The following is a 21,238-nucleotide window of genomic DNA, read 5'->3' as shown; positions in this document are numbered from 1 at the left end:
CCTACGATTCCGGATGCCACTCCCCTTGCGCTCCTTGGGGCAATTTCGTCAGCGCCTCAAAGGCTTCAGTGAAGATCGCGGCGATATCCCGGTCGTCGGCGGTGGCGATGGGATCCTTGTTCAGCAGCGCACGCTGCACCCCGATTCCCAGCAGCAGGGCGGCGACCATGTCGGCGCGAAGTCGGGGTTGGTCGGCCTTGATTCTGCGGGAGAGGTTGCGGGTCAGGCCGGTCTCGAGCTGTTCGTTGAGGCGCGCGACGACGTCAGGGTCACCACTGGAGCGCAGCAGCGCAAACAGGGGGGCATCGACGTCTCTGCGTGCGCGCAGCACCCGTTCGATCATGGCGCGAGCTATCACGTCGTCCGGGGCACGCCGCACCGCTTCGACATTGTCCGAAATGTCGGTGGCTTCCGCGAAGAGCCGTTCCTTGGAGCCGAAGTATCGCTTGATCAGCATCACGTCAACGCCGGCTTGGGCCGCGATCGCCCGCAGTGAGGTCGCCCGATATCCGTTGCGCAAGAACTGTTCACGTGCCGCGGCTAGCAGCCGCGCCCGGGTGGCCGCGGCATTGCGCCGCGGCGGGTTCGCGTCGACGCTCTCGTCCTCGACCGTGGGCTTCATCCCGCCTCCGTCCAAATTTATCTACAACTGTAGATATGCCGTCTCCACCGGTCTAGACTTGGTTATGTCTACGACTGTAGACATATGTTTCATGTGAGGGCTTGTGCCACGGCACCGCAAACCGGGTGGGCCGAAGTCCGCGATATCGCAGGGGTTGCCGTGCCCTGAACCATCAGGAGGATGCATCGTGACCGGAGTAATGCTCGTGAAGCAACGAGTCACCAGCGTCGAGCGGTGGAACACCGTCTTCCGTAACCCGGAGCTCGACGCCGTGCGCCGCGAGCACGGCCTGGTGGTCACCGGAACCTACGTCGACGCCGACGATCCCAACGCCGTCATCGTGGTCATGGACATGCACGACGCGGACAAAGCCCGCCAATTCGCTACCTCACCGGAACTGGCCGCGGCCCGCGAACGGGCTGGCGCGATCGGCGCTCCCGACGGTGTCTGGTATGGGGCGCAACAGATCCAGTGAGACCTGGCCTATCCGTCGAAAGGTTCCCCGTCGAAGCGCTCGCGAGTGGCGAACTCGGGGACCGGCCGTCGTCGCAGCTTGGTCACCCGGCGCACTGGTTTGCCCAAGGGGACCACCGCGGCGATCGCATACGAATCGGGCACGCCGAGAAGCTCTTTCACGCGCGGCTCCTCGGCGACGGCCATCGTGGTCAGCACTCCGCCGTAGCCCTCGTTGCGCGCGGCCAGCAGCACATTCCAGACGAACGGGTAGACCGACGCGCCGGGCACCACGCCGATGCGATCGAGGTTTTGATCGGTGGCCGCCACGACTGAAAGGTCCAGACACACCACGAGCACCACCGGAGCCTCGCGAAGCGGGGCCGACATCTGCGCGGGCGGCTCCGTCGCGTCGATCGCCGACGCGTCGATGCCGGTCGGCCGCAACGGATTCCACGGCGTCTCGCCGTTGGCGAGTTGCGCGGTGTACCGGCGCGCGGCGGGAAGTCCGAGGTCGGCCAGCGCGGCCCGGGTGACCTGCTCTCGCAGCACGATGACGCGCACGCCCTGCCGATTGCCGCCGGACGGCGCGAAGCGGGCGTTGTCGAGGATGTGTGCCAGCACGTCGTCGGGAAGGGGATCGTCGGTGTATTCGCGCACCGCGGCCGTCGATCGCATGACATCGTAGAGCTCCATGCACGCCATCGTGCCGCATGCGGTCAGGCGGCGTCGTGAAAGATCAACCCGAGCGTGCAACGGTGACCGGTGCGCACCACCGAGACTCCATGGCGCACGGACGCAGCCGACCAGCCCCGGGTCGAGCGGACCGGCCGTTCCCTGGTGGTGAAGATGTAGCCCTGCCCGTGCGGCAGCGTGGTGGCGGTTCCGCGCGACTGCGCTCGGGGTCGCTGCTCGACGAGTAGGAATTCACCGCCGCTGTGTGCCACGCCCGGCTCGGTGAGATTGATGACGACCTGCAGCGGAAAGACGAGGTCTCCGTAGAGGTCTCGGTGCAGCGCGTTCCAGTCGCCCGGCCCATATTTGAGCAACAACGCGGTTGGTTTGGTTTGGCTGGCGCGATGGCACACGTCCAGCCATTCGTCGAGCGTGTCGGGCCAGGGCGGGTCGCGTCGCAGCTTCGTCCACCAGTCGCGGGCGATCGGCAACAACCGGGGGTAGAGCGCCTGTTTCAGCTCGTCGATCGGGTGCGGGTAGGGCCGCTTGAAATAGCGGTACTCGCCTTGCCCATAACGGTGGCGCCCCATGTCGATGGTGGCGCGGAATCGACTGTCGTCGGGGTAGAGATCGAGCATCGCTGCGCACTCCGTCGCAGTGAGCAGCTGGGGAAGCAGTGCGCCGCCAACCTCGTTCATGTCGGCGGTCACCGCGTCCCAGTCCGCGGCGTTCACCCTCCGATCCCATTTCGACGGCATCAGAACAATCGGCCGGCCGCCGCGGGCACCGGCGCCTCCAGGTCTAGTAGGAATCGTTTTCGCTTCAGGCCGCCAGCGTAACCGGTGAGGACGCCGTTCTTGCCGACGACGCGATGGCATGGGACGACGATGCTCAGGGGGTTGCGTCCCACCGCCTGACCGACTTCGTACGCGGTGTAGCCGTCAGCCAGCGTCGCGGCCAGCTCGCCGTAGGTGGTGGTCTCGCCGTAGTCGATGCTTGGCAACAAATCCCAGACTCTTTTCTGACGCGGATCACCTTTCAGGGCGATGGGGACGTCGAACTGGGTCCGCTTTCCGGCGAAGTATTCGTGCAGCTGATCGGCGGCGCACCGGAAGAGTTCATCGACGACAGGCTGCACGGACCGGCCGAGAGCGTCAGCAGCGGGCGGGTGCCAATGACGCTGGAAGTACACGCCCGTTAGGGCGTCGCCATCCGCGGCCAGTGTCAGCTCCCCGAGGGGGCTATCGATCACCGTGTGTCTTGTTTGCATCGGTCAACCTCCTTTCCTGGTAGACGAGGGCCGGTTGGAAAACGTGAGACCGCATCTGGGTGTCTCACATCTGGGGCCGGCCCCGCGTCTTCACAATGGGAGTCGCGGACTGTCACGGAGGAAATGGCGTCAGGATGAATGTCGATCGGCACGTCAAGCCGCCTTTCGAGGCGGTCGTGGCTCGACACGGCGCCACGGTGTGGCGGGTCGTTCGCGCGGTGATCGGCCACGTCGACGCCGACGACGCCTGGTCAGACACGTTCCTGGCCGCGTTGAAGGCCTATCCTCAGCTGCCGGCCGACGCCAATGTCGAAGCATGGCTGGTGACCATCGCCCACCGGAAAGCCATTGACATCGCACGCGGGGCCGCGCGGCGCGCCGCCCCCGTCGCCGATCCCCCCGACTCCCCCGCTCGCGAGCGGGCCGACGCGCACGATCTCGATCTGGACGCCGCAGTGGGCGCGCTGCCACCCAAACAGCGCCAGGCCGTTGCCTACCACTATCTGGCGGGCCTGCCTTACGCCGAGATCGCGGTAATCCTCGACAGCAGCGTTGACGCCGCCCGCCGGGCCGCTGCCGACGGTATCGCCACCCTCCGCCGCACCTATCCCCGCATCGATACGACAAGGAATCATCAATGACCGCAATGGATCTCACCCAGCACTATCCGGTCGATCGCGATCGGCTGCGACGCCTGCACGCTCGCCTGGAAAGGGACGCCCAGGCCGGCGATCTGCTCGACATCGCCTATCGCACAATTGACTCCGCCGTCGGACCACTGCTGTTGGCGGCCACCCCCATCGGGCTGCTGCGGGTGGCGTTCGCCAACGAAGACCGTGACAGCGTGCTGCAAAATCTCTCGGAGCGCATCAGCCCGCGCGTGCTCGAATCGCGCCCGCGGCTGGATCCCTTTGCGCAACAACTCGATGAATACTTCACCGGCCACCGTCACAGCTTTGACGTCGCGCTGGACTGGTCGTTGTCACAAGGCTTTCGGCGCACCGTGCTGGAACATCTCAACGCCGACGTCGCGTACGGCAACACCGCGAGCTATGCCACCTTGGCCCGACTGTCAGGTTCCCCCAAGGCCGTTCGCGCCGTCGGCACCGCGTGCGCGACCAACCCGATCCCCATCTTCGTGCCGTGTCACCGGGTGATCCGTTCCGACGGAACGGTGGGCGCCTACCGCGGCGGCCCGGCCGCCAAGCGCGTCCTGCTCGACCTCGAGCGGCAGAAATGACCGATACCCCCGCGCGCAACCGGGTCTCCCCGTCAGGCGAGATCATCGCCGCACCGGGTCGCGGCGCGTGGATGGGCAACCGCGGTCGCCTGCACGAGGGTCGCGGCAGTCGCGAAATTGTGCGCAACCATCAGCACAAGACCTGGATCACCTGCGTCTTGTCATTCAGGAACCGTCGGGTCGCGCAGTGGGAGCCCAATCGCTACACGCCGCTGTTCTTCCTCGACGAGGCCGTCTCGATGGCCGCCGGACACCGTCCCTGCGCCGAATGCCGCCGCCGCTCGTATAACGAATATCGAAGGTGCTGGGCCGAAACCCGCTCCGGTCCAATGCCTTACGCCCGGGACATCGACGCGCAACTGCACTTGGAACGAACGGGCCCGGTCGGCCATGGCGCCGATTGGAGCGCCCTGCCCGACGGCGTGTTCGTGCTGACCGAGTCCGGACCCGCCGTCGTCGTCGGCGACCGCCTCGTGGTCTGGGATCGGCGCGACTACAGCTATGGGGATCGGCTGGCGCGGCCCAATACCGGCGCTGCGGTCGTCATCACTCCGCCGTCGAACGTCGCTGTCCTTCGGGCCGGCTATCCAGTGCAACTCGGACCGCGAAAGTGCGACTAGCGATTTCGCGACCAATCAAAGCGGCGACCAGTGCACGACCTTCATGGTGGTCATCTCGTCGAGGAGCTCCGGACCGAATCCGAAGCCGGTGCCGCTGGCCCTGCGCGGCTCGGACGCTCCCCCGGGGGCGCCCCCGAACACGTTGTTGATCTTGACGGTGCCGACCGGGAGGCTGCGCCAGGCCTCCTGCGCGTGCGCCATGTCGCCGGTCAGCACCGTGGCGGCGAGGCCGAAGCGATCGTCGGCGGCTTCGGCCAGGGCCGCGGCGAAGTCCGGGACCATCCGCACCGGCGCGATCGGACCGAACGTTTCCTCACGCAGCACCAGCATGTCCGGCGCGCAATCCGTCAGCACGGTCGGCGGATAGAACGAACCCGGCCCGGGCTGGGGTTCGCCCCCGGCTAGGACGTGGGCGCCGCGCCGCACCGCGTCCTCGACCTGGGCGTGCACGTGTTCGCGGTGGCGCTCGTCCACCAACGGCCCGATCCTTTCGGCCCACGCCAAGGCCTCGTCGACCAACGCATCGACGAACGCCTCGGCGATCGGCTGGACCACATACACGCGCTCCACCGACACACAGATCTGACCCGCGTTGGCGAAGGCGCCAAGTGCCGCCTGGCCGGCCGCCCAGCGGGGATCGACGTCCGCGTCGACGATCAGGGCGTCGTTTCCGCCGTTCTCCAGCAGCGCCTTGGCGCCGCGTTCCACGCAGACCCGGGCGATCTCCCGGCCGGTCGCGCTGCTCCCGACGTGCGCGACCACGTCGACACGCTCCGACTCGGCCAACCGCGCACCGACCGTGCCGTCGCCGTCAACGATTTCGAGCACACCCTCGGGCAGCCGGGCGGCCAGCAGCTCGGCGAACCGCCGACCGGTCCCCGGGCAGCGCTCACTGGGCTTGTGGACCACGGTATTTCCGGTGACCAGCGCCGCGCCGAGCAGTCCGGCGGCCACCGCGACGGGGTCGTTCCAGGGCGTGAGCACCGCGACGACACCGCGCGGCTGCGGAACCATCAGATCGGTTGCCGACCAATCGCCCTGGAGGCTGCGCCCGCGATGTAACGGGCCCAGTTGCGCGTACTGCAATAGGGTGCCCACTCCGGCCTCTACGCCGCCGCGAGCATCGTCGCGCAGTTTCCCGGTTTCCCGCTCGTTCAGTTCGGCGAGTTCGTCGGCGGCGCCACGGACGTCGGCCGCGGCCGCCGCGATCGCCTCGGCCCGTTCGGCGGGCGCCGTGCGCGCCCAGCCGGCGGCGGCATCCGCGGCGCGCCGGACCGCATCGTCACAGTCCGACGGCTCGGTGACGGGCACCTGCGTCACCTGGTCGCCGGTGCGCGGATCCAGGACGTTGATGACCTTGGTCATGGTCGAAGCCACGACCCCGTTTACCCTCTCGGTGCGTAGGCCAATCAGCTAATGCCTACGGACGAAGTTCGCGTCATGTATGGTCGGCGCACTGGAGCGGAGGGCACGCGATGGCAAAAACCCACGCCGGCAACGCCTTCACGTCGCGGCACGCGTTGGACCCCGGCCTGCGCAAGGCGGCCCACTTCCTACCCCGCGGCTACGCCCTGCACCGCGGCTACCGCGTCCAGCGCACGCTGATGAACCTGATGGGCAACGCGGGCCGGCTGCGCAACGTCCCGGTCGCCACCGTCAACGAGCACGTCACGGTTCGCCTGCACCGTCCCGTCGGCCTTTCCAATCCGGCGCCGGCGATGCTGTGGATCCACGGCGGCGGCACGATCATGGGACACGCCGCTCACGACGACAAGTTTCTACGCAAGCTGTCGCACCTCACCGGTGTCGCGGTGGCCGCGGTGGAGCACCGGCTGGCGCCGGAGCACCCCTATCCGATCCCGGTCGAGGACTGCTATGCCGCGCTGCGGTGGCTGGCGCGCCAACCGTGGGTCGACCCGGACCGCGTCGCCGTCGGCGGGGCCAGCGCCGGTGGACATTTCGCGGCGGCGGTGGCACAGCGGGCGCACGATCGCGGCGACGTCAAAGTCGCGTTCCAGATGCTGGTCTACCCGATGCTCGACGACCGCACCGGCGCCCATCACGACGGCCACAAGCGGCTGATGTGGACCGAAACCGACAATCAGCTGGCGTGGCGCTGGTACCTCAACGGCGCGGATCCGCGAGAGGCGGCGCCGGCCCGTCGGGAAGACCTCTCGGGCCTGCCGCCGGCCTGGATCGGCATCGGGACGCTGGACCTGTTCTACGAGGAGTGCTTGGACTACGGGCGGCGCCTGCGGGAGGCCGGGGTGCCCGTCCACGAAGAAGTCGTCCCCGGCGCGTTTCACGCGTTCGACCAGATCGCGGACAAGGCGCCGATTTCGGTGAAGTTCTTCGCCAGTCAGTGCGCACACCTACGCGCGGCCCTGGCTCCGCGAGGCTAGGTGACTGCAAAGTTTGCGTATCGTGCAACGATGAGTGTCATGCGCAACCAGTGCCACCCGATGGGTCTTCGCGAGCGACGTCGTCGCCAGACGAGCGCGGACATCCGCGACGCCGCGGTGCGCCTGGCGACCAGCCGTGGGTTCGACAAGGTGACCATCGAGGAGATCTGCATCGAGGCGGGAATCTCGACGCGGACGTTCTTCAACTATTTCCCCACCAAGGAATCGGCGATCGCCTACGGCCCCTCCGACCTGCCCGCCGAGCTGGCCGAAGATTTCGTCGCGGCCGGTCCGGCCCCGTATCGGGTGGTGCTGGCGGAGCTGATCACGCTCGCGGCGCACCATCTCCGCGACGTGCCGCCACGACGCGAACAGGCCGTCGGCATGCTCGAGCTCGCCAAGACCAGCCCCGCCGTCATGGCCGCGTTTCTCGCCGAGCTGGAGCGGTTCCAGAACCAGCTGACCGACATCGTCGCCCGCCGCCAGGCGATGCGACCGGACGACGAGATACCCGCCTTGATCGCCGCGCTGGCGTTGACGGCCGTGCGGGCCGGCATCGAACGCTGGGCCAGCGGCGAGCCGATGGATTCCGACGACACGCCGATGCCCTACGTCGAAAACGCTGCCGCGCTGGTCAACAGCATCTTCGCCAAATGACGGACGGATAGTTACCTAGATCACCTTGGTTTGCACTGTGTGCAAACTCTGCAGGCGATGTATTATGCTCGGGTGGCATCAGGCGGGGGTTCGGCGATGCAGGGGCAGATTTCCCAGGGCCCGACGGCTCAAACTGCGCAAATCGCGGCGGGTCATGAACTTCGTTGTGGCGCAACGTAATGCGGTGATCACCTAGCGGGCGATGCACCACCGTTGATTGACCAGGAGAGGAATCCACGCAGGTGCAGCTATCCAGGATCGTGCGCAACGCGTGGTTGCCGCTCTTGATCGTCGCGGTGGTGGTGATCGGCGGGTTCACCGTGGCGCGGGTCAAGACGTTCTTCGCTGCCAACGACACCGGCGTCATGACCAGCCCCCGGCAGGACGATTCCAAGCCGTTCAAGCCCAAGGTCGTCAAGTACGAGATCTTCGGCTCGGCCAGCCACGCCAACGTCAACTACCTCGATCTGTCCGCCGACCCGAAACGTGTCGACGATGCGCCGCTGCCCTGGACGCTGGTCCTAAGCACGACGGCCCCGTCGGTCTTCCCGAACCTCTCGGCCCAAAGCGACGGTGACCGCCTCGGTTGTCGCATCACGATCGACGACGAAGTAAAGGACGAGAAGATAACCAACGGCGTGCACGCCCTGACCTTTTGCTTGGTGAAATCCGCATGAGCGCAAGCACCGAACACCCGACCGATACCCTTCCCGTCCCCAGACACGCCGAGCGCCCGGCGATCCCGCGGATCATCCGAAAGTTCGCCCTACCGATCGTCCTTGGCTGGATCGCGATCATCGCGGTGCTGAACACGATCGTCCCGCAGCTCGACGAGGTCGGGAAGATGCGCTCGGTCTCGATGAGCCCGGACGACGCGCAGTCGGTCATCGCGACCAAACACATGGGTGACGTGTTCCACGAGTACAAGTCCAACAGCTCGGTGATGATCGTCCTCGAGGGCCAAAACCCGTTGGGCAGTGACGCGCACGCCTACTACGACCAGATGGTCAAAAAGCTGGACGCCGACACCAAACACGTCGAACACGTCCAGGACATGTGGAGCGATCCCTTGAGTGGGGCCGGCGTCCAGAGCAACGACGGCAAGGCCGCCTATGTCCAGGTCTACCTCGCGGGCAACCAGGGCGAGGCCCTGGCCAACGAGTCGGTCGAGGCCGTGCAGAACATCGTTAAGAGCCTGCCGGCGCCCAACGGGGTCAAGACCTACGTCACCGGGCCCGCCGCCGTGCAAGCGGATCAGCACATCGCCGGCGACCGCAGCCTGCAGGTGATCACGACCGTCACGTTCGTCGTGATCATCGCGATGCTGCTCTTGGTCTACCGGTCCATCATCACGGTGCTGCTCACGTTGGTGATGGTGGTGCTCGAACTCTCCGCGGCGCGCGGCATGGTGGCGTTCCTCGGCTACTACAACATCATCGGGCTGTCCACCTTCGCCACGAACCTGTTGGTGACGTTGGCGATCGCCGCCGCGACCGACTATGCGATCTTCCTGATAGGCCGATATCAGGAGGCCAGGTCGGTCGGCGAATCGCGAGAAGACGCGTACTACACCATGTTTGGCGGCACCGCGCACGTGGTGGCCGGCTCCGGCCTGACCATCGCGGGCGCGACGTTCTGCCTGCACTTCACGAACCTGCCCTACTTCCAGACGCTGGGCATCCCATTGGCCATCGGCATGGTGGTCGTCGTCGCGGCGGCCCTGACGCTCGGCCCCGCGGTGATCTCGGTGGCATCGCGGTTCCGCCAGACGCTGGAGCCCAGGCGGGCGCAGCGGACCCGCGGCTGGCGCAAGGTCGGTGCCCTCGTCGTCCGGTGGCCCGGCCCCGTCCTGATCGTGACGATCGCGATCGCGCTCGTCGGCCTGCTGACCCTGCCCGGCTACCGGACCAACTACAACGACCGCAAATACCTGCCCGCCGATCTGCCGGCGAACGCCGGTTACGCGGCGGCGGACCGGCACTTCTCGAACGCCCGGATGAACCCCGAGCTGCTGATGATCGAAAGTGACCACGACTTACGCAATTCCGCCGATTTCCTGGTCATCGACAAGATCGCCAAGTCGATCTTCCGGGTGCCCGGAATTTCGCGCGTGCAGGCGATCACCCGGCCGCAGGGCACCCCGATCGAGCACACCTCGATCCCGTTCCAGATCAGCATGCAGAGCGTCACCCAGCAGATGAATCAGAAATACCAAGCGGACCAGATGGCCGACATGCTGCACCAGGCCGACATGATGCAGACGACCATCGACAGCATGGAAAAGATGTCTAGGATCACCACGCAGATGGCCGACGACATGCACGTGATGGTCAGAAAAATGCACGAGATGACCATCGACATCGAGGAATTACGCCAGCACATGGCGGATTTCGAGGACTTCTTCCGGCCCATCCGCAGCTACTTCTACTGGGAAAAGCACTGCTACGACATCCCGGTGTGCTGGTCGCTTCGGTCCGTGTTCGACGCCCTCGACGGCATCGACACGATGACCGACGACATCCAGAGCCTGCTGCCCGTCATGGATCATCTCGACACGCTGATGCCCCAGATGGTGGCGCTGATGCCATCGATGATCGAGAACATGAAGGCCATGAAAACGACGATGCTGACCATGTATTCGACCCAGAAGGGCCTGCAGGATCAGCAGAACGAGGCGCAAAAGAACTCCAACGCCATGGGCAAGGCGTTCGACGCGTCCAAGAACGACGACTCGTTCTACCTGCCCCCGGAGACGTTCAACAACGCCGAGTTCAAGAAGGGCATGAAGAACTTCCTCTCGCCCGACGGCCACGCGGTGCGGTTCATCATCAGCCACGACGGCGATCCCATGACGCCAGAGGGCATTTCGCACATCGACGCGATCAAGAAGGCCGCCTACGAATCGCTCAAGGGAACGCCGCTGGAGGGCTCCAAGATCTACCTCGGCGGCACCGCGGCCACCTACAAGGACATGCAGGACGGCAGCAACTATGACCTGCTGATCGCCGGAATCGCCTCGCTGTGCCTGATTTTCATCATCATGCTGATCATCACGCGCAGCGTCGTCGGCTCGGCCGTGATCGTGGGCACCGTACTGATCTCGCTGGGAGCATCCTTTGGACTCTCGGTCCTCATCTGGCAACACCTGATCGGCATCGAACTGCACTGGATGGTGCTGGCGATGTCGGTCATCATCCTGCTGGCCGTCGGCGCCGACTACAACCTGCTATTGGTGGCCCGGTTCAAGGAAGAGATCCACGCCGGGCTGAACACGGGCATCATCCGCGCAATGGGAGGCACCGGGTCGGTGGTCACCTCGGCGGGCCTGGTGTTCGCGTTCACGATGATGACGATGGCGGTCAGCGAACTCACGGTCATCGGCCAGGTCGGCACCACAATCGGCCTCGGCCTGCTCTTCGACACGCTGATCGTGCGGTCGTTGATGATGCCGTCGATCGCCGCGCTGCTGGGCAAGTGGTTCTGGTGGCCGCAGCGAGTGCGGCAACGGCCGCTGCCTTCGCCGTGGCCCACGCCGGCGAAGGAGCGCGAATCGTTCGCGGTGGCGCCCTGAACTAGGGAGCGAGTCGCCGAGCCTGCGCACAGCGCGTGCAGGACCCCAATATTGCAGCGCTGGAAGCAGTTTCGATGTGGGTCTGAGACTAGGTGACCCACTCGGGCTGCTGGCTGGCATCGACCGCGGAGAAGTCCTTGTGTGCCAGGCCCGCGGTGGTGCCGCCGTCGACCACGAACTCCGAGCCGGTCGAGTAGCTGGACTCGTCGCTGGCCAGATACACCACGAGACTGGACACCTCCTTCGGCTCGCCGATCCGGCCCACCGCGGTATTGAAGATGTCTTCGGGGACCCATTCGGTCATCGGCGTCTTGATGAGCCCTGGATGAATCGAGTTGACGCGGATTCCGCTGGGCCCCAGTTCCAGCGCGGCCGACTTGGTCAACCCGCGGACGGCGAATTTGGTTGCGGTGTACCCATGGCAACCGATGGTGCCGGCCATGCCTTCGATGGAGGAAATGTTGATGATCGAGCCCCGTCCCGCTTCCTTCATGGGTTTCACCACCGCGCGGATGCCGAGAAACACTCCCGTGAGGTTGATGTCGAGGATGCGTTGCCACTCCGAGAGCTCGTAGTCCTCAAACGTGCCGATATTGATGATGCCGGCGTTGTTCACCAAGACGTCGACCCCGCCGAACTCGGTCACGGCGGTGGCCACCGCGGCTTCCCACTGCTCGGGTTTGGTGACGTCCAGGTGCACGTAGCGAACGGTGTCGCCGAGCTCGGCCGCGACGGCCTTGCCCTCGTCGTCGAGGATGTCGCCGAACACGACCTTGGCGCCCTCAGCGACCAGGGTCCGCACGTGCGAAGCGCCCATCCCCCGAGCCCCGCCACTGATGAGCGCGACCTTCCCCGCCAACCGTTCTGCCACTGTGCGTCTCCCGTCGTGCCGATGCGTTTTTTGCACCATACAGACGCAGGCAGATGTATGACCAGAGCCCCGCTCGGCCCCGTCGGGAACGCCGTTAGCTGCTGCTCGGCTTGCTCGGCGGGTGCTTTGCGGGGCAGTAATCCGCGGTAGCCGCGGCGACGAACATTTGGGCTTGGGCCTCGTTCAACCGATGCGAGCCCGTCAGTTGGTCTATCTCGTCCTTCTGGCTGTAGCCGGCGTTGAGGTCTTTGCACATCATCTGCGCCGCCTTCACGTCCAGCGCCGGGCTACCGAGGTCGACGCCGTGCGCCTGCAAATAGCTGGTGAAGTCCTGGTCCGTCTGGTCGGCTCGCGCGACGGTCGACGGCGCCAGCATCAGAGTCGCCAGCGCGCCGAGCGCGCAGGCAGAAACCTTCCTTGCCATTCTGTGCTGCATCATCGTTCCCCCATCACTCTCAAGGTTCGATACGTAGTTCGGATTGACCCGAACCGCCGAAATTACACATCGGACTGTTTCTAGCATCCACCGTGTCTAATGTCGATCATTGTCTATAGCAATGATCGTTGCTGGCCAGGTCGCATGCGTCAAGCGCCCACGGGTGCAGGGGCCGGTCGCGGGCGAAAGCTTTACCGACCGTTGGCCGTTAATTCCGGCTGAATTAAATGCCGCGGGTCACCGTATCGAAGATCGCCGCGGCGGAAGTGACGGCCTTGTCCGCGTTTCCTTCGTCGTGCAGGAGCATGCGCACGCCGATGCGTCCGGGCCCGCCGGCATGCGCCGTGCCCTCGACGCGGAAGGGGCCCACCTTGCCGCGGGACATGAACATGACGTGCCAGCTGATGACCTGAAGCTTCCGGGTGCCGGCGACCTCGGCGGCCAGGTCGGTCGCGGCGGTCTCGAGGACCACGTGCTGAGGCCCGATGTGCAGCGCGGCGTCCGGTGAGGCGAGCTCGGCGCTCAGCGCGGGCAGTACCCAATGGCCGTCGTCGCGCTTGTCGGCCCCGAAGGCCCGCCACAGCGGTGGCAGGTCGGGCGAATCCTCGATCACCAGCTCGGTGCCCGAAACATCCATCTTGCCAAGGCCTTCCGGCGGGACACCGATCACGGCTCCCTGGCCCTCGTTGAAGGCGATCACCCGGTCGGGGTTGTCGGCGTCGACGATCTTGCACCGCCCGTAGCCCATGGTTCGGCCCTGGTGCACGATGCCGGACCCGACGATCTCGATCCGTGTGACGTCGTAGCCGGGGTCGATGATCTGTACCGACGCGATGACCGGGTTCGGCACCGCGACCATGTCGGTCTGGCATCCCTCCGGGGACGAGATCGCCAACGGCGCCACCATGAGTCCGCCGGCCTCGTTGCGCATGTCGCGGCGAATGGTGACGGTGTCGTCGGTCTCGCCGATGTTCATCGCCGAGTGGTTGCGGCCGATGTAGCGATAGCTCAGCAGCCCGGTCCAGCGTCGGTACAACTCGTCGCGGTAGGCGCCGGCGTCGTTGGCCAGCTCTCGGATGTCGCGAAGTTGGTCGCTCACCGTTGATCTCCCTTCGCCGCTTTGCCCCGGCGCACCTGGTTGAACGGCACACCGCGGTCGGCGGCGTACTCGCGCGGAAAGTTCAGGACCCGTTCGCCAATGACGTTGCGCGCCATCTCCGTCGTGCCGCCCCCGATGCTGGCGATCTGACGGCCCAGATATCGCGTGCCAATGCCCAGCAGGCCCGCGTCATCGTCGACCACGCCGGCCGAACCGGCAATGGCGAGGGCGGTGTCGTTCTCGACGTCGTGCACCTCGGCCATGTCGAGCCTGATGATCGATCCCCCGGCGGGAGGCAGCGATCCGTCGACGACGGCGTGGTAGACGTGCTCGCTCAGTTGCCCGTGCACGGCCCGGTGAACCAGAACGCGGCCCACCATCTCGCGAACGCGTTCGCTGTCCCCTTGCCTGGTGCTGTCGACCAACGACATCAGATCGATCGAAATGTCCTCGGCCTCAGCGATTCCGGGTCCGCTGGTGTACTCCGAGCCGTCGCCCATGGTGCGGCGCTCGTGGTAAAGCTGTCGTGACGCGACGTCCCACCCCTTGCCCGGTTCCCCGACGACGGCGTCGTCGCCCACGTCGACGTCGTCGAAAAACTCCTCGCAGAACTCGACCGAGCCGTTGACCTGACGGATGCGGTTGATCGTCACCCCGGGGTGTCGAAGCGGCAGCAAAAACATCGTGAGGCCGTTGTGTTTGGGTGCGTCCCAGTCGGTTCGGGCCAGGCACAGGCCGTAGTCGGCGGCGAACGCCCAGGTGCTCCACGTCTTCGCGCCGTTGATGACCCACCGCCCGTCTCGGCGGTCGGCCCGGGTGATCACCCCGGCCAGGTCCGAACCCCCGCTGGGTTCGGAGAGCAGCTGGACGAGCACCTCGTCGCCGCGCAGCGCCGCGCCGATGTGGGTGCGCTTCTGCTCCTCGGTGCCCATGTCCAGGATCGTCGCGCAGCAAATGGCGAACGACGGGATGTTGAGCAGCAAGGGCGTCTCGTATGGGGCCGCCTCGGCGTCGAATGCCTTCTTGTACTCGTAGCTCAGCCCCAGGCCGCCGTACTCGCGAGGGAAGCAAATCCCGGCGAAGCCGCCGTCGTACAACTTCCGTTGCAATTCGCGGGCGCGCCGCCAGGACGCCAGTTCGTCGCGCTCGAGGACCATGGCGTCTTCGGAGTCGAGCCTTGGCAGGTTCGCGGCCAGCCACGCTTTGGCGCGGCCGCGGAATTCCTCGACCGACTCGATGGTCACCGAATTCGCCTGTGCGTCATCGCCGACGGCCTCCTCGGGCTTGTGCTGGGCGACTGTACAGCACCGCTTGATGACTGTACAGGTCGCCTAGGACGCGTTGAGCTCCACAGCGGCGCGAACGAGCGCCTTGAACGCCTCCTCGTCGACCTCGTCGGCCTCGTGGAAATCGATGGCGCGCCGGGTGTTGCCGTCGAGGCTGGAATTGAAGAGGCCCGACGGGTCCTGAAGCGCGGCGCCCTTGGCGAACGTCACCTTGACCACGCTCTTGTAGGTCTCGCCGGTGCAGATCATCCCGTCGTGGTACCACACCGGGACACCTCGCCACTTCCACTCCTCGACCACGTCGGGGTCGGCCTGCTTGATCAATTCCCGTATGCGGGCGAGCATTTCGCCGCGCCAATCGCCCAGCTCTTTGATCCTGGCGTCGATGAGCTTCGAGGGAGAGTCCGTCATGTTGCCTTTCCGGTGGTTTCGTCAGGGGATGGTGATGGCGATCTTGCCGACGTGTTCGCCGGCACGCATCACCGCCAGCGCCTCGTCCAGCTGCTGCCAGTCGAAGACGTGGCTGATGTGGGGTTTGATGCCGGTGGCCGATATCAAATCGCAGAGGGACCGCTGCGACTGCACGCTGCCCACCGTGATTCCGACGATCCGCAGGTTGTTGAGCATCACTTCGGCGACCGAGATGGGCGCCGTGTCGAATCCGCTGAGGACGCCGATCACCGCGACGGTGCCTCCGACCCGCGCCGAGTGCACCGACTTCGCCAGAGTGGCGGGCCCGCCGAGGTCGACGATCAGGTCGGCGCCCCTCCCGGCGGTCAGTCGCTTCACCTCGGTCTCCCAGTCCGGGGTCGCGCGGTAGTTGACGAGATGCGTTGCGCCCAAATCGGATCCGATTTTCAGCTTGTCGTCGGACGACGACGTCAAAATCACCGTGGCGCCCAGCGCTCGGGCGAGCTGCACCGTGAACAGCGAGACGCCGCCGGTTCCCTGGGTGACCACGACGTCGCCGGCACCGATGTTGGCCTCCATCAGCGCACTGAAGGCCGTCACGCCGGCACACGGCAAGGTGGCGGCTTCGACGTCGCTGAGGTGCGCGGGCGTGCGAACCAGACCCGACAGGCCGGCGACGCGGTACTGCTGCAACCACCCGTCTTCGGTGTCGCCGGGCAGCTCCCGTTTCGACTCCGGCGTGGGGGGCCCATCCAGCCAACCGGGGTGGAACGCTCCCATGACGCGGTCGCCCACTTGCAGCCCGTCCACCTCGGGCCCGACCGCGACCACTTCTCCCGCGCCGTCGCTCATCGGCACGCGCGGCCATGGGCCCGGGAGCAGCCCCATGAGGTTGATGTTGTCGTGAAAGTTCAGGCTCGACGCCCTGACCCTGACCAGGGCCTGGCCCGGGCCCGGTTTTTCGACCGGCCTTTCCACGGTCTCGAGGGGCGCGCCGGGCCCCGGCATCACCACCGCGCGCTGACGATCGGGGATGCTCATGCGATTCGGCTCCTCACGTTCGGCGTGGCACCAGCCGTGACCCCAACCCGGCGGCCAAGCCCGACGGGAAGTAGTCTGCCGACGACTCGCATCGGCGTGCGACCACTGCCTGATGCTATGGCGATCAAGGAATCCGCGTGACCGGCACACACCCTTTTGACAACGCGCTCGAGCTCGACGTGATCGACGCCGACGTCAGGCGGGGCGCTACCCATCCGGAGTGGGCCAACATGGTGGGCCCGTTCGGCGGAATCACCGCGGCCGCCATGGTGCGGGCCATCGACACGCACCCCGACCGGATCGGTGAGCCGTTGGCGTTGACCGTCAACTTCGCCGCGCCGGTCGCCGACGGCAGTTTCGACCTGTCACATCGGGTCGTGCGCACGAACCGCACCAATCAGCACTGGAACGTCGAACTCGGCCAGGACGGCGAGGCCAAGGCCACGGCGACCGCGGTGTTCGCCACGATCCGCGAGAGCTGGGCCGACACCGAAGCCCGCCCGCCAAGCGCGCCACCGCCGGAAGAGCTCGAACCCAGGAGCATGGGTCACGTCGTCCGTTGGGCGGACCTCTACGACATGCGGTTCGCCGAAGGCCCGCTCCCGGGCGCCGACGAGCGAGCCAGTCCGTCGTCGACGACCACGCTGTGGGTGCGCGACAAAGCGCAACGCCCCGTCGACTATCTGGCACTCGCCGCCCTCAGCGACGTCTTCTACCCGCGGGTCTTCCTGCGCCGCGGCGGCGTCGCGCCGGCGGGGACGATCTCGTTGACGACCTATTTCCTTGCCACTCAGGACGAGCTTGACGCGGTTAAAGGTGATTTCGTCTTGGCCACCGCCCACGCCAACCGCTTCTCCGGCGGTTACTTCGACCAGAGCGCCCAGCTATGGACCCGGGACGGTGTGCTGCTGGCCACCACCCACCAGATCGTCTACTTCAAAGGGTGAAGGGTTACAGTTTCGGGGTGAAGTGTCACGCTGGGCCGCGATGACCGGGGGCGCCGCAGAAGATCACGCCACCGCGCTCCTGACGATCGAGGCCATCAAACAGCTCAAAGCCCGCTACTGCCGGTACCTCGACACCAAGGACTGGGCGGCGTGGCGGGCTCTGTTCGCCGACGACTTCGTCAGCGACACGTCCGAGGCTGGCGGCAAGCTGATCGTTGGCGCCGACGAGTTCGTGGCGTTCACCCGCAAAGGCATCGGACGCCCCACGCAGGCGACGGCACACCAGGTGCACGCGCCCGAGATCGAGCTGACGTCGGCGACGACGGCGCGCGGGCTGTGGGCGCTGCAAGATGTGGTTCGCTTCGGGCCGGGGGTGACGCTGGTCGGGTACGGCCACTACCACGAGACTTACGAGAGCATCGACGGGCGCTGGCTCATCAAGAGCTCCAAGCTGACTCGGCTGCGGGAGGACATCGTCACCCCGCTGTTCTCGATCTATATCTCCGACCGCATCCGGTGGGTTGCCGCCAAGCTCGCCGGCCGAATGATGGAGCAGTGATAACCCGATGAGTGCTGGCACCATTTTGATCACCGGCGCGTTCGGCCAGGTCGGCAGGCGATGTGCGCAAATCCTGCTCGACCGGGGACGGACCGTCGTCGCCACCGACCTGCGGACCGACAAGACCCTGGCCGCCGCGGCCGAGTTGTCCCAGGGGCCCGGCAAGCTGATTCCCGCCTACATCGACCTGCTGGACGCCGACGCAGTGGGCGATCTGATCGCGACCCATCGGCCCGAAGCGATCATTCACCTCGCCGCCATCGTTTCGCCGCCGTCGTACCGCAATCCCGCGCTGGCCCGACGAGTGAATGTCGGGGGTACCGAGACCCTGCTGGCGGCGGCCGCCCAGCTGCCCGATCCCCCGCTGTTCCTGATGGCCTCCAGCGCGGCGGTCTACGGGTCGCGCAATCCGTACCGCTACCCCGAGCGGATCACCCCGGAGACGCCGGTGCAGCCGATCGACCAGTACGGCGAGGACAAGGTGCTGGCCGAGGCGGCGATCGGGGCCAGCGGCCTGCCGTACGCGCTGTTCCGGCTGGGCGGGGTGATCTCGCCGGACACCCAGGCGAGCATCAGCGGCGACCACTTGCTCCTGATGCGCTCGATGCCCGGCGACAACCGCATCCACATGGTGGACGCGCGCGACGTGGCGCTGGCGTTCGCCAACGGCGTCGATCGGGGTGCCAGCATCGCGGGCAAGGTGCTGCTGATCGGCGGCAACGAATCGTATGTGATGCTGCAGCGCGACCTCGAGGACGACCTGATGACCGCCGCGGGCCTGGGGCGGCTCGGGCCCTCGGCGAGCCTGCCCGGCGACCCAAACGACGACCGCGGCTGGAGCTTCACCGGATGGTTCGACACCACCGAAGCCCAAGCGCTGCTTGACTTTCAGGAGCACGACTGGCACGAGTCGACCGCCTGGGTCGCCGAATCCCAGGGCCGGACACGCATCATCCTGTGCGCGTTGGGCCCGATCCTGCGACCGGTGCTGCGCGCCCTGCTCAAACTGCAGCGCCGCGCCGAGGGCCGGGGCCCGTACGCCGACCCGTGGGCGCTGATCGAGAAGAAGTACGGCCCGGCGGCGCTGGCCGCCTCGGATTAAGGGCTACTTCCGGGAAGCGAAGAAGACCGCGGCCTTGCGAATCGAGTCTTCGACGGGCTCCGGTTTCCACCCGAGTTCGCGTTCGGCCTTGCCGTGGTCGAGCGGCGACATCAGCTCCGCCATGCGAATTCCCGCGTAGGCGAACGGGAGGTCGCGGCGCAGTAGCCGCGCCGCCAAATCGTTGACGCGCGCACCGGCGCGCAGCACCGAAATCGGGATGCCGATGCGCGGCGGGCGCCTGCCGACGGCGGTGGCGGCGATCTGGTGCAGCTCCCGGCCGCTCATGTATCGGTCGGATACGATGTAACGCTCGCCGTTTCGTCCGCGCTCCGCCGCCAAAAGCATTGCCCTGGCGGCGTCCTCGATGCCCACGACTTCCGACGAGTAGCCGAAATAGAACGGGAAACGGCCCTTGGCGACGAGGGCGATCAGGGAGCCGTGCGGCGTCGGCGCCCAATCGCCGGGACCGTAGGTGGTGGAGATGCACATCGCCACGGCGGGCAGCCCCCGCTCTCGGGCGTACGACAGCAGCAGGTTCTCGCCGGCCATCCGGGCCTCGATGTAGGGGCCGCCCTGGTCCCAGTTGTGCGGGTCGTCTTCGGTGACCGGCCGGCTGTCGCTGATCGCCAAAGAGCCCGTGGTGCTGGTGTATACGAACTTTTTCAGGTCGGCATCCAGGGCGGCGTCCAGGACGTGCCGCAGCCCTTCGACGTTGGTGCGGAACAGTGGCGCCGGATCGCGCAGCCACATCCGGGCGTCGACCACGCAGTAGTACACGACGTCACATCCGGCCATGGCGGCGCGCAGAGCGTCGTCGTCGAAGACGTCGCCGTAGCAGCGCTCGACGGGGAGGTCGTCGATCCCCTGGGTGGAACTGGTGCGGCGCAACATGACTCGCACATCGGCGCCCGACGCGACGAGCTGGCGGGTGACGTGCGATCCCAGGAAACCGCTGGCCCCGATCACCAGCTTCTTATTGGCGACCACTAGCGATCGATCCAGCCCATTTGTGCCTCGGCGTGGTGGCCGCCGACGGGTGGGGTGAGTCCGTCGATCCTCGCCAGCTGGTCGGGGGTGAGCTCGACCGCGTCAGCGGCGACGTTCTCTTCCAGGCGGGCGACGCGCTTGGTTCCCGGAATCGGCACGATGTCAGGACCTTTCGCCAGCAGCCAGGCCAACGCCACCTGGGCCGGGGTGGCACCCACATCGGCGGCGATGTCGCGGAGCTCGTCGGCGCTGCGCAGGTTGTGCTGGAAGTTCTCGTCGAAGAAACGGGGGTTGGTCTTGCGGTAGTCGCTGTCGGGAAGCTGCTCGTTGGAGCGGATGGCGCCGGTGAGGAACCCGCGGCCCAGCGGCGAGTAGGCGACGAACCCGATGCCGAGTTCGCGTAGCACGTCGAGCACCCCGTCCTCGGGGTCGCGGGTCCACACGGAGTATTCCGACTGCACCGCGGTGATGGGATGCACCGCCTGGACCCGGCGAATGGTGTTGACGCCCACTTCGGAAAGACCGATGTACCGGATCTTTCCGGCCGCCACCAGCTCGGCCAGGGCTCCGACCGTGTCTTCGATCGGGGTCTCGCGATCGAGGCGGTGTTGGTAGTAGAGGTCGATGTGGTCGGTCGCCAGCCTCTTCAGGGACCCCTCCACCGCGGTGCGGATGCTGGCGGGACTGCTGTCGAGGCCATTACGGCCGGTGTGCGAGATGAGGCCGAACTTTGTCGCCAGCACCACCCGGTCGCGGCGGCCCTGCAGGGCGCGGGCGACGAGTTCCTCGTTCACGTAGGGCCCGTAGACCTCGGCGGTGTCGATCAACGTGACGCCAAGGTCGATGGCGCGATGAATTGTGCGAATGGATTCGGCGTCGTCGGTGCCGGCGCCGGCATAGGCGACGGACATGCCCATCGCGCCCAGGCCGAGCCGTCCGACTTCGAGTTGCGCGAGATGAGCCCGTTTCATGGCCCCCATTGTGCGCCG

The 21,238-nt window shown here is 66.5% G+C and carries 24 protein-coding genes; 11 read left to right on the top strand and 13 right to left on the bottom strand.

Features of this window, described 5'->3' with window-relative positions:
- Position 1 precedes the first annotated feature (1 nt).
- Complete coding sequence (locus AC5Y4S_RS21275; protein ID WP_500034577.1) at positions 2-622, bottom strand: TetR/AcrR family transcriptional regulator; 621 nt, start codon at positions 620-622, stop codon at positions 2-4.
- 187 nt (positions 623-809) lie between these two features.
- Here AC5Y4S_RS21275 and AC5Y4S_RS21270 point away from each other — a divergent pair, with 187 nt between their 5' ends.
- Complete coding sequence (locus AC5Y4S_RS21270) at positions 810-1,097, top strand: hypothetical protein (RefSeq protein WP_500034576.1); 288 nt, start codon at positions 810-812, stop codon at positions 1,095-1,097.
- An 8-nt stretch (positions 1,098-1,105) separates the two neighbouring features.
- On the opposite strand, the gene AC5Y4S_RS21265 is transcribed toward AC5Y4S_RS21270, so the two are convergent.
- From AC5Y4S_RS21265 to AC5Y4S_RS21255, 3 genes are read right to left on the bottom strand one after another with little or no spacing between them, the layout of a single operon-like run.
- Complete coding sequence (locus AC5Y4S_RS21265) at positions 1,106-1,771, bottom strand: nitroreductase family protein (RefSeq protein ID WP_500034575.1); 666 nt, start codon at positions 1,769-1,771, stop codon at positions 1,106-1,108.
- A 23-nt stretch (positions 1,772-1,794) separates the two neighbouring features.
- Positions 1,795-2,508, bottom strand: coding sequence for a 2OG-Fe(II) oxygenase (locus AC5Y4S_RS21260; RefSeq protein WP_500034574.1), 714 nt, complete (start codon positions 2,506-2,508; stop codon positions 1,795-1,797).
- Positions 2,508-3,020, bottom strand: a complete 513-nt coding sequence (locus AC5Y4S_RS21255) for a methylated-DNA--[protein]-cysteine S-methyltransferase (RefSeq protein WP_500034573.1) — start codon at positions 3,018-3,020, stop codon at positions 2,508-2,510. Before AC5Y4S_RS21255 ends, AC5Y4S_RS21260 begins: the two co-directional genes overlap by 1 nt.
- Before the next feature lie 134 nt (positions 3,021-3,154).
- On the opposite strand from AC5Y4S_RS21255, the gene AC5Y4S_RS21250 reads away from it, so the two are divergent.
- Genes AC5Y4S_RS21250 through AC5Y4S_RS21240 form a run of 3 tightly spaced genes read left to right on the top strand, consistent with a single transcriptional unit; the run spans position 3,155 to position 4,880 of the window.
- A complete protein-coding gene (locus AC5Y4S_RS21250) occupies positions 3,155-3,661 on the top strand; it encodes an RNA polymerase sigma factor (protein ID WP_500034572.1) in 507 nt (168 codons plus the stop codon).
- The gene (locus AC5Y4S_RS21245; protein WP_500034571.1) at positions 3,658-4,260 is read left to right on the top strand and encodes a methylated-DNA--[protein]-cysteine S-methyltransferase; all 603 of its coding nucleotides are present in this window, start codon (positions 3,658-3,660) and stop codon (positions 4,258-4,260) included. The genes AC5Y4S_RS21250 and AC5Y4S_RS21245 overlap by 4 nt, the downstream gene beginning before the upstream one ends.
- A complete protein-coding gene (locus AC5Y4S_RS21240; protein ID WP_500034570.1) occupies positions 4,257-4,880 on the top strand; it encodes a hypothetical protein in 624 nt (207 codons plus the stop codon). The genes AC5Y4S_RS21245 and AC5Y4S_RS21240 overlap by 4 nt, the downstream gene beginning before the upstream one ends.
- 15 nt (positions 4,881-4,895) lie before the next feature.
- Here AC5Y4S_RS21240 and AC5Y4S_RS21235 read toward each other — a convergent pair whose 3' ends face one another.
- Positions 4,896-6,245, bottom strand: a complete 1,350-nt coding sequence (locus tag AC5Y4S_RS21235) for an aldehyde dehydrogenase family protein (RefSeq protein WP_500034656.1) — start codon at positions 6,243-6,245, stop codon at positions 4,896-4,898.
- Between the two features lie 110 nt (positions 6,246-6,355).
- On the opposite strand from AC5Y4S_RS21235, the gene AC5Y4S_RS21230 reads away from it, so the two are divergent.
- The 4 genes from AC5Y4S_RS21230 to AC5Y4S_RS21215 all read left to right on the top strand — a co-directional run bounded on the left by AC5Y4S_RS21230 (position 6,356) and on the right by AC5Y4S_RS21215 (position 11,510).
- Positions 6,356-7,282 (top strand): alpha/beta hydrolase, encoded by a 927-nt coding sequence (locus AC5Y4S_RS21230; protein WP_500034569.1) that lies wholly within the window; start codon positions 6,356-6,358, stop codon positions 7,280-7,282.
- Between the two features lie 39 nt (positions 7,283-7,321).
- Positions 7,322-7,939, top strand: a complete 618-nt coding sequence (locus AC5Y4S_RS21225) for a TetR family transcriptional regulator (RefSeq protein WP_500034655.1) — start codon at positions 7,322-7,324, stop codon at positions 7,937-7,939.
- A 242-nt stretch (positions 7,940-8,181) separates the two neighbouring features.
- Positions 8,182-8,616 carry an MmpS family transport accessory protein gene (locus AC5Y4S_RS21220; protein WP_500034568.1) on the top strand — a complete coding sequence of 145 codons (435 nt, stop codon included), beginning with the start codon at positions 8,182-8,184 and terminating at the stop codon, positions 8,614-8,616.
- Positions 8,613-11,510 carry an MMPL/RND family transporter gene (locus AC5Y4S_RS21215; RefSeq protein WP_500034567.1) on the top strand — a complete coding sequence of 966 codons (2,898 nt, stop codon included), beginning with the start codon at positions 8,613-8,615 and terminating at the stop codon, positions 11,508-11,510. The genes AC5Y4S_RS21220 and AC5Y4S_RS21215 overlap by 4 nt, the downstream gene beginning before the upstream one ends.
- An 88-nt stretch (positions 11,511-11,598) precedes the next feature.
- Here the strand turns inward: AC5Y4S_RS21215 and AC5Y4S_RS21210 are convergent, their stop codons facing one another.
- From AC5Y4S_RS21210 to AC5Y4S_RS21185, 6 genes are all read right to left on the bottom strand, one after another.
- Positions 11,599-12,381, bottom strand: coding sequence for an SDR family oxidoreductase (locus AC5Y4S_RS21210; protein ID WP_500034566.1), 783 nt, complete (start codon positions 12,379-12,381; stop codon positions 11,599-11,601).
- Between the two features lie 94 nt (positions 12,382-12,475).
- Positions 12,476-12,805, bottom strand: a complete 330-nt coding sequence (locus AC5Y4S_RS21205; RefSeq protein ID WP_158090376.1) for a DUF732 domain-containing protein — start codon at positions 12,803-12,805, stop codon at positions 12,476-12,478.
- A 235-nt stretch (positions 12,806-13,040) separates the two neighbouring features.
- On the bottom strand, positions 13,041-13,916 hold the full coding sequence (locus AC5Y4S_RS21200) for a hypothetical protein (protein WP_500034565.1): 876 nt from the start codon (positions 13,914-13,916) through the stop codon (positions 13,041-13,043).
- Positions 13,913-15,160, bottom strand: a complete 1,248-nt coding sequence (locus tag AC5Y4S_RS21195) for an acyl-CoA dehydrogenase family protein (protein ID WP_500034564.1) — start codon at positions 15,158-15,160, stop codon at positions 13,913-13,915. Before AC5Y4S_RS21195 ends, AC5Y4S_RS21200 begins: the two co-directional genes overlap by 4 nt.
- Positions 15,161-15,247: 87 nt before the next feature.
- A complete protein-coding gene (locus AC5Y4S_RS21190) occupies positions 15,248-15,613 on the bottom strand; it encodes a DUF1801 domain-containing protein (RefSeq protein WP_500034563.1) in 366 nt (121 codons plus the stop codon).
- Positions 15,614-15,634: 21 nt separating this feature from the next.
- On the bottom strand, positions 15,635-16,654 hold the full coding sequence (locus tag AC5Y4S_RS21185) for a zinc-dependent alcohol dehydrogenase family protein (protein ID WP_500034562.1): 1,020 nt from the start codon (positions 16,652-16,654) through the stop codon (positions 15,635-15,637).
- Between the two features lie 137 nt (positions 16,655-16,791).
- On the opposite strand from AC5Y4S_RS21185, the gene AC5Y4S_RS21180 reads away from it, so the two are divergent.
- From AC5Y4S_RS21180 to AC5Y4S_RS21170, 3 genes are read left to right on the top strand one after another with little or no spacing between them, the layout of a single operon-like run.
- Complete coding sequence (locus tag AC5Y4S_RS21180; RefSeq protein ID WP_500034561.1) at positions 16,792-17,601, top strand: acyl-CoA thioesterase; 810 nt, start codon at positions 16,792-16,794, stop codon at positions 17,599-17,601.
- Positions 17,602-17,641: 40 nt separating this feature from the next.
- The gene (locus tag AC5Y4S_RS21175; protein WP_500034560.1) at positions 17,642-18,160 is read left to right on the top strand and encodes a nuclear transport factor 2 family protein; all 519 of its coding nucleotides are present in this window, start codon (positions 17,642-17,644) and stop codon (positions 18,158-18,160) included.
- Positions 18,161-18,167: 7 nt separating this feature from the next.
- The gene (locus AC5Y4S_RS21170; protein ID WP_500034559.1) at positions 18,168-19,262 is read left to right on the top strand and encodes an NAD-dependent epimerase/dehydratase family protein; all 1,095 of its coding nucleotides are present in this window, start codon (positions 18,168-18,170) and stop codon (positions 19,260-19,262) included.
- 3 nt (positions 19,263-19,265) lie between these two features.
- Here AC5Y4S_RS21170 and AC5Y4S_RS21165 read toward each other — a convergent pair whose 3' ends face one another.
- The gene (locus AC5Y4S_RS21165; RefSeq protein ID WP_500034558.1) at positions 19,266-20,249 is read right to left on the bottom strand and encodes an NAD-dependent epimerase/dehydratase family protein; all 984 of its coding nucleotides are present in this window, start codon (positions 20,247-20,249) and stop codon (positions 19,266-19,268) included.
- Positions 20,249-21,220, bottom strand: a complete 972-nt coding sequence (locus AC5Y4S_RS21160; RefSeq protein ID WP_500034557.1) for an aldo/keto reductase — start codon at positions 21,218-21,220, stop codon at positions 20,249-20,251. The genes AC5Y4S_RS21165 and AC5Y4S_RS21160 overlap by 1 nt, the downstream gene beginning before the upstream one ends.
- Positions 21,221-21,238: the final 18 nt, after the last annotated feature.

The organism is Mycobacterium sp. NGS64, assembly GCF_059812245.1.
Note: the sequence above shows the minus strand (reverse complement) of the source record. Positions and strands in the feature narration are given on the sequence as shown.